At 73.3% G+C, this 6,176-nt stretch carries 6 protein-coding genes; 5 read left to right on the top strand and 1 reads right to left on the bottom strand.

The genetic code is table 11. The features are described from left to right. Positions 1–333: 333 nt before the first annotated feature. Entirely contained in the window at positions 334–708 is a 375-nt protein-coding gene (locus IE312_RS30400; RefSeq protein WP_189985482.1) for an STAS domain-containing protein, read from the top strand. Positions 709–856: 148 nt separating this feature from the next. After that, the gene (locus IE312_RS30395) at positions 857–1,369 is read left to right on the top strand and encodes an EF-hand domain-containing protein (protein WP_189985481.1); all 513 of its coding nucleotides are present in this window, start codon (positions 857–859) and stop codon (positions 1,367–1,369) included. 23 nt (positions 1,370–1,392) lie between these two features. Here IE312_RS30395 and IE312_RS30390 read toward each other — a convergent pair whose 3' ends face one another. After that, a complete protein-coding gene (locus IE312_RS30390; protein ID WP_189985480.1) occupies positions 1,393–2,916 on the bottom strand; it encodes a class I adenylate-forming enzyme family protein in 1,524 nt (507 codons plus the stop codon). Positions 2,917–3,001: 85 nt separating this feature from the next. On the opposite strand from IE312_RS30390, the gene IE312_RS30385 reads away from it, so the two are divergent. The 3 genes from IE312_RS30385 to IE312_RS42520 form a co-directional block, all read left to right on the top strand. Beyond that, positions 3,002–4,198, top strand: coding sequence for an amidohydrolase family protein (locus IE312_RS30385; protein ID WP_189985479.1), 1,197 nt, complete (start codon positions 3,002–3,004; stop codon positions 4,196–4,198). Then, complete coding sequence (locus tag IE312_RS30380; protein WP_189985478.1) at positions 4,198–5,331, top strand: acyl-CoA dehydrogenase family protein; 1,134 nt, start codon at positions 4,198–4,200, stop codon at positions 5,329–5,331. The genes IE312_RS30385 and IE312_RS30380 overlap by 1 nt, the downstream gene beginning before the upstream one ends. A 2-nt stretch (positions 5,332–5,333) precedes the next feature. Beyond that, positions 5,334–6,176: acyl-CoA dehydrogenase family protein (locus IE312_RS42520; RefSeq protein WP_229900614.1), on the top strand; the 843-nt coding region annotated here is incomplete at its 3' end.

Below are 6,176 nucleotides of genomic sequence, written 5' to 3'. Positions count from 1 at the left end.
CCTCCCCTCACCCTGTCCGGCCCGTCCAGCCTGTCGGTCCTGTCCCCTCGAATGTAGTCGGCACGTCCGACAGTGCACGCCCCTTTGTGTCAATGTGCGCCCCCGGAAGGCTCGCAGGTGATAGTGCCCCCTTCACACAACCTTCACGCCCGGCGCGCTCCCCCTTGATCGAACAGGATCGATAGTGACCGAAACGAGCCCCTTGTTGATCACCTGCCGTTTGCCGTATCGAGTTTCAGGGAACGGCCGCTGGGCAGCTGCGCGGAAAGAAACGTAGGAACTGCTTCCGTTTCCGGGCGGTTCCGGGGATCCGGCGAGCGGAGGGGCAGTGCTGTGGCATTCAACGTGACCGGCGTCGAACGGGGCGAGTGGGCCGTGCTCCAGGTGTCCGGGGAACTCGACCTGATGACCTCCCCGGTGCTGCGCCAACGGGTGCACGACGCCGTCGCGGAGGGCCACCACAGCCTCGTCGTGGACCTCTCCGAGGTGTTCTTCTGCGACTCCAGCGGGGTCGGTGTCCTCATCGCCGCCCGCCGGCTGATCCGCTCCTGCCAGGGCCGGCTGCGGCTGATCCTGCCGGACCGGGGCGCCGAGGACGGCTCGCACGTCAACCGCGTCCTCGGCGCGCTCGGCGTCCGCCGCCTCTTCGACGTCCGCCCCGACGTGGAGTCCGCCCTCGGCGAGGACGCGGACCCCCTGTCGGCCTGAGCATGGACCCCGGCCCACCGCCACGGGACCGTCCCGGAATTCCCCCGGTTCCGGCACGATCGCCGCTTCGCCGGCACCTCACCACCGCCCGCGACGTACGCTCCGATCCGGACCACTCGCCACGTCAACGGAAGGCGGCCCGACAGCCATGTCCAGCACCGAGTACGAGCGCAGGATCGCCGCCCGGTTCGCCACCTTCGACCAGGACGGCAACGGCTACATCGACCGCGGGGACTTCAACGCCGCGGCCAAGGCCCTGCTCGCCGAGTTCGCCGTGCCCGCCCGCTCCGACAAGGGGCAGGCGCTCTACGCCGGCGCCGAGGCGTTCTGGCAGGGCATGGCCGGCATCGCCGACCGGGACGGCGACCAGCGCATCACCCGTGAGGAGTTCGTCACCGGCGCCGTCAAGCGGCTGCGCGACAACCCCGGCCGGTTCGCCGAGATCGCCCGCCCCTTCCTGCACGCGGCCCTCGCCGTGGCCGACACCGGCACCGACGGCCGCGTCGCGGTCGCCGACACCGCCCGCCTCCTGCGCGTCCTCCACGTACCCGCCGACACTGCACAGGCCGTTGCGGCCGAGCTCGACGCCGACACCGACGGCCACGTCACCGAGGCCGACCTCGTACCGGCGTTCGCCCGCTACTTCACCGTCGCCGAGTAGCCCACGGAGCCGGGTGCGCGGCGTCAGTCCTGCCCCGTACCGGGACACGGTGGGGAGAAGCGCTCCCGGAGCCGGTACTTCAGCACCTTGCGCAGGGTGTCGTTCCGGGGCAGCGCGGGCAGCACCTCCAGCCGCTCCGGCAGTTTGTGGACGGACAGGCCCTGGGCGCGCAGGTACGTCACGACCTCGTCCAGGGTCAACACGGGTGCCCCCGGCGGCTGTTCGACCACGGCGCAGACCAGTTCGCCGCGCTCGGCGTCCGGCAGGCCGACGACCGCCGCGTCGGCGACCGCCGGGTGCGCGGCGAGCAGGTCCTCGATCTCCTGGGCGGAGATGTTCTCGCCCTTGCGGATGATCACGTCCTTGAGGCGGCCGGTGAGCACCAGGTGCCCCGACGGGGTGAGGCGGCCCAGGTCGCCGGTGCGCAGGAACCCGTCGGCGTCGAAGGCCTCGGCCGTCTGCGCCGGGTCCAGGTAGCCCCGGCAGACGGCCTCCCCGCGCAGCCGTACCTCGCCGTCGACGATCCGGATCTCCATGCCCTCCGGGGGCCGTCCCTCGGTGGCCGCCAGGTTCTCGGGGGTGTCCCCGGGGTCGCCCATGGTGATCATCGGGACCTCCGTCATGCCGTAGCCGTGGGTGAGCTGGACGCCCATCTCGCGGACCACGGCGTGGTACAGCCCGGGCGGCTTGGGGGCGCCGCCGCCCGCGAGGAGCCGCAGGGAGGGGATCACCTTCTCGCCCGGCCGCTTGCGCTGCTCGGCCAGGAACAGCGAGTAGAAGGCGGTGGAGCCGCCGGCCACCGTCACCCCGTGCCGCCGGTACTCCGCCAGCGCCTCCGGCAGCGCGAAGTGCTCGAACAGCACCGCCGGGAAGCCGTACAGCAGCAGCATCACGGTGTAGTCGGGGCCGGCTATGTGGGCGTAGGGGAAGGCCATGGAGCCGACGTCGGCCGCCGACAGGCGCAGGGCGTGGGCGAGGCAGGAGCCGCCCGCGATCAGGGAACGGTCCGTGTGCAGCACGCCCTTGGGGTCGGAGGTGGTGCCCGAGGTCCAGTAGATCCAGCGGACCGCGGTGCCCTCCGCGGGCGGCGGGGGCAGCACGGCCGGGTCGCCGTCGGGCAGGGTGGCGTACGCCTCGAAGACGCCCCGGGCGCCCAGGCGGTGCGCCATCGCGGTGTGGTCGTGGCCGCGCCAGACGCCCGGTACGGCGAAGAACTCCGCCTTCGACCCGCGCAGCGCGAAGGCGACCTCCCGGTCCCGGTAGTAGGGGATCAGCGGGGACTGCACGGCGCCCAGGCGGGCCAGCGCGAAGGACAGCAGAACGGTCTCGACGCGGGTGGGCAGCTGCCAGGCGACCACCGTGCCGGGGCGTACGCCCATGCCGTACAGGCCCGCCGCGACCCGTTCGGCGCGGGCGCGCAGCTCGCCGAAGGTGAGCACCCGGTCGCCCTGGAGCAGCACCGGACGACTGGGGGTGAGGGCGGCGCGCCGGTCGGCCAGCTCCCACAGCGTGCGGGCGGAACCGAGGAGGTGCGGGGTGTCGGTCACGGCTGCCCCCTGCTTGGCTGACGACGCGTCAGCTGCCATGCTATCTGACGGACCATCAGATAAGTACCGTCCGGCGGAGGGGACCATGGCGACCGAACTGCCCCGCATCATCAGCGTCGACGACCACGTGATCGAGCCCGCCCACCTCTTCGAGAGGTGGCTGCCCGCCGCCTACCGGGACCGGGGGCCCCGGCCGCTGACCGCCGGGATCGGGGAGCTGGCCTACGTCGGCGGGAAGTACCGGATCACCATGGACCCGCAGGGCCAGCCCACCGACTGGTGGATCTACGAGGACCTGAAGTTCCCGTACAAGAGGAACATCGCCGCCGTCGGCTTCGACCGGGACGAGATGACCCTGGAGGGCATCACCAGGGAACAGATGCGCCCGGGCTGCTGGGACCCCGCCGAGCGCCTGAAGGACATGGACCTCAACCACGTCGAGGCCTCGCTCTGCTTCCCCACCTTCCCGCGCTTCTGCGGGCAGACCTTCGCCGAGGCCCACGACAAGGAGGTCGCCCTCGCCTGCGTGCGCGCCTACAACGACTGGATGGTGGAGGAGTGGTGCGGCGACAGCGGCGGACGGCTGATCCCGCTGTGCCTGATCCCGCTGTGGGACGTGGAACTGGCCGTCGCCGAGATCCGGCGCAACGCCGCCCGCGGGGTGCGGGCCGTCACCTTCTCGGAGATCCCCACCCACCTCGGGCTGCCGTCCATCCACTCCGGCTACTGGGACCCGTTCTTCGCCGTCTGCCAGGAGACCGGCACGGTCGTCAACATGCACATCGGCAGCAGCTCCCAGATGCCCGCCGCCTCCCCCGACGCGCCGCCCGCCGTCCAGGCCTCCCTGAGCTTCAACAACGCCATGGCCTCGCTGATGGACTACCTCTTCAGCGGGGTCCTGGTGCGCTTCCCGCGGCTCACCCTGGCGTACTCGGAAGGCCAGATGGGCTGGATCCCGTACGCCCTGGAACGCGCCGACGACGTGTGGGAGGAGCACCGCGCCTGGGGCGGGGTCCGGGACCTGGTCCCCGAACCGCCGTCGACGTACTACTACCGGCAGGTCTACTGCTGCTTCTTCCGCGACAAGCACGGCGTCGCCTCGCTCGACGCGGTCGGCCGCGACAACGCCACCTTCGAGACCGACTACCCGCACGTCGACTCCACCTTCCCGCACACCGAAGAGGTCGCCCTCGACCATGTGAAGGACCTCGACGACGAGACCGTGTACAAGCTGATGCGGGGCAACGCCATCCGCATGCTCGGCCTGGACCTGGACCGCTAGTGGACCTGTCCTGCACGCCCGAGGAGGAGGAGTTCCGGGCCCGGCTGCGCGAGTGGCTCGGCACGGTACTGCCCGCCCTGCCGGCCGCGCCCCCGCCCGACGACTGGCCCGGCCGCCGCGCCTACGACCTCGGCTGGCAGCGGATGCTGTACGACGCCGGGTACGCCCGCGTGCACTGGGACGCCTCCCCGACCCTCCGGCTGATCTTCCTGGAGGAGACCGAGAGGGCGGGCGCGCCCTACGTCGGCGCCAACTTCGTCGGACTGCTGCACGCCGGGCCGACGATCGCCGCCGAGGGCACCGCCGAGCAGCGGGCGCGCTGGCTGCCGCCGATCCTGCGCGGCGAACACGTGTGGTGCCAGGGGTTCAGCGAACCGGAGGCCGGGTCCGACCTCGCCTCACTGCGCACCCGCGCGCGGAGGGACGGCGACGCCTACGTGGTGACCGGCTCCAAGATCTGGACCTCGCACGCCGAAGTCGCCGACTGGTGCGAGCTGCTGGTCCGCACCGATCCCGCCGCGCCCCGGCACCGGGGCATCACCTGGCTCGCCCTGCCGATGGACGCCGAGGGCGTCACCGTACGGCCGCTGCGCACGCTCGCCGGGTCGGCGGAGTTCGCCGAGGTGTTCCTGGACGAGGTGCGGGTGCCGGTCGCCAACCGGGTGGGGGAGGAGAACGACGGCTGGCGCGTCACCCTGGTCACCCTCTCCTTCGAGCGCGGCACCGCCTTCGTCGGCGAGGTCGTCGCCTGCCGCCGCGTCCTCGCCGCACTGGCCCGCGCGGCACGCGGCGACGGACGCTGGGACGACCCCGGGCTGCGCCGGCGACTGGGCCGCCTCGACGCCGAGTTCCGGGGGCTGTGGCGGCTGGTGCAGTGGAACGTGAGCGCGGCGGAGGCGAGCGGCGGGGGGCCCGGCGTCGCCGGCTCGGTGTTCAAGCTCCGCTACTCGCACGCCCGGCAGGAGCTGTACGACACCGCCGCCGAGGTCCTCGGCCCGGACTGTCTCGACCTGGACCGGCCCTGGGTGCGCGACCGGCTGTCCTCGCTCTCCTACACGATCGCCGCCGGCACCTCGCAGATCCAGCGCACCATCGTGGCCGAACGGATCCTCGGCCTGCCCCGGGGGAGGTGACCGTGCGCTTCCGGCTGACCGACGACCAGCAGGCCCTGCGGGCGGGTACGCGCGAGCTGCTGGGGCGGTGCTTCGGGCGGGAGGCGCTGCGCGCTGCCGTCGACGCGCCGGGCCGGCTCGACCGGGCCCTGTGGCGGACCCTCGGCGAGGCCGGGTTCTTCGCCCTGCGGCTGCCCGAGACGGACGGCGGGGTCGGGCTGGGGCTGCCCGAGGCGGTGCTGGTCTTCGAGGAGGCGGGCCGGGCGCTGCTGCCCGGGCCGCTGGTGGCCACGCACCTCGCGGCCGGGAGCGTGCCCGGCGCGGCGCACGGGGAGACGGTCGTGGCCGCCGTCGACGGGGAGCTGGCGGAGTGGCTGGACGCGGCCGACGTGGTCCGCGGGGACACCTCCGGTGCCGTACCGCTCCGCTCGGTGGACCCCCTCACCCCCCTGCACCGGCTACCCCCCACCGGCCGACCGGCCCACACCGCCGGCCGGCCGGATCCCTCCTCCGGCCGGCCGGGCACCGTCGCCGGTCCGCTGGGCGCCGTTGCCGGTCCGCCGGATCCTGTCTCCGGCCGGCCGGGCGCCGTCGCCGGTTCGCCGGATCCTGTCTCCGGCCGGCCGGGCGCCGTCGCCGGTTCGCCGGATCCTGTCTCCGGCCCGCCGGGCGCCGTCGCCGGTTCGCCGGATCCTGTCTCCGGCCGGCCGGGCGCCGTCGCCGGTCCGCCGGGTCCTGTCTCCGGCCTGCCGGGCACCGTCTCTGGCTCGGCGGATCCTGTCTCCGGCCCGCAAGGCGCTGTTGCCGGTCCGCAGGATCCTGTCTCCGGTCCGCCGGACACCGTCTCTGGCTCGCCGTATCCCGTC

This window comes from Streptomyces capoamus, assembly GCF_014654935.1.
GTDB classification, from domain to species: domain Bacteria; phylum Actinomycetota; class Actinomycetes; order Streptomycetales; family Streptomycetaceae; genus Streptomyces; species Streptomyces capoamus.
Note: the sequence above shows the minus strand (reverse complement) of the source record. Positions and strands in the feature narration are given on the sequence as shown.

What these genes read in the sequence shown, in the direction of transcription:
- IE312_RS30395 (WP_189985481.1), top strand. Translation starts at nt 857, where the DNA reads ATGTCCAGCACCGAGTACGAGCGCAGGATCGCCGCCCGGTTCGCCACC.
- IE312_RS30385 (WP_189985479.1), top strand. Translation starts at nt 3,002, where the DNA reads ATGGCGACCGAACTGCCCCGCATCATCAGCGTCGACGACCACGTGATC.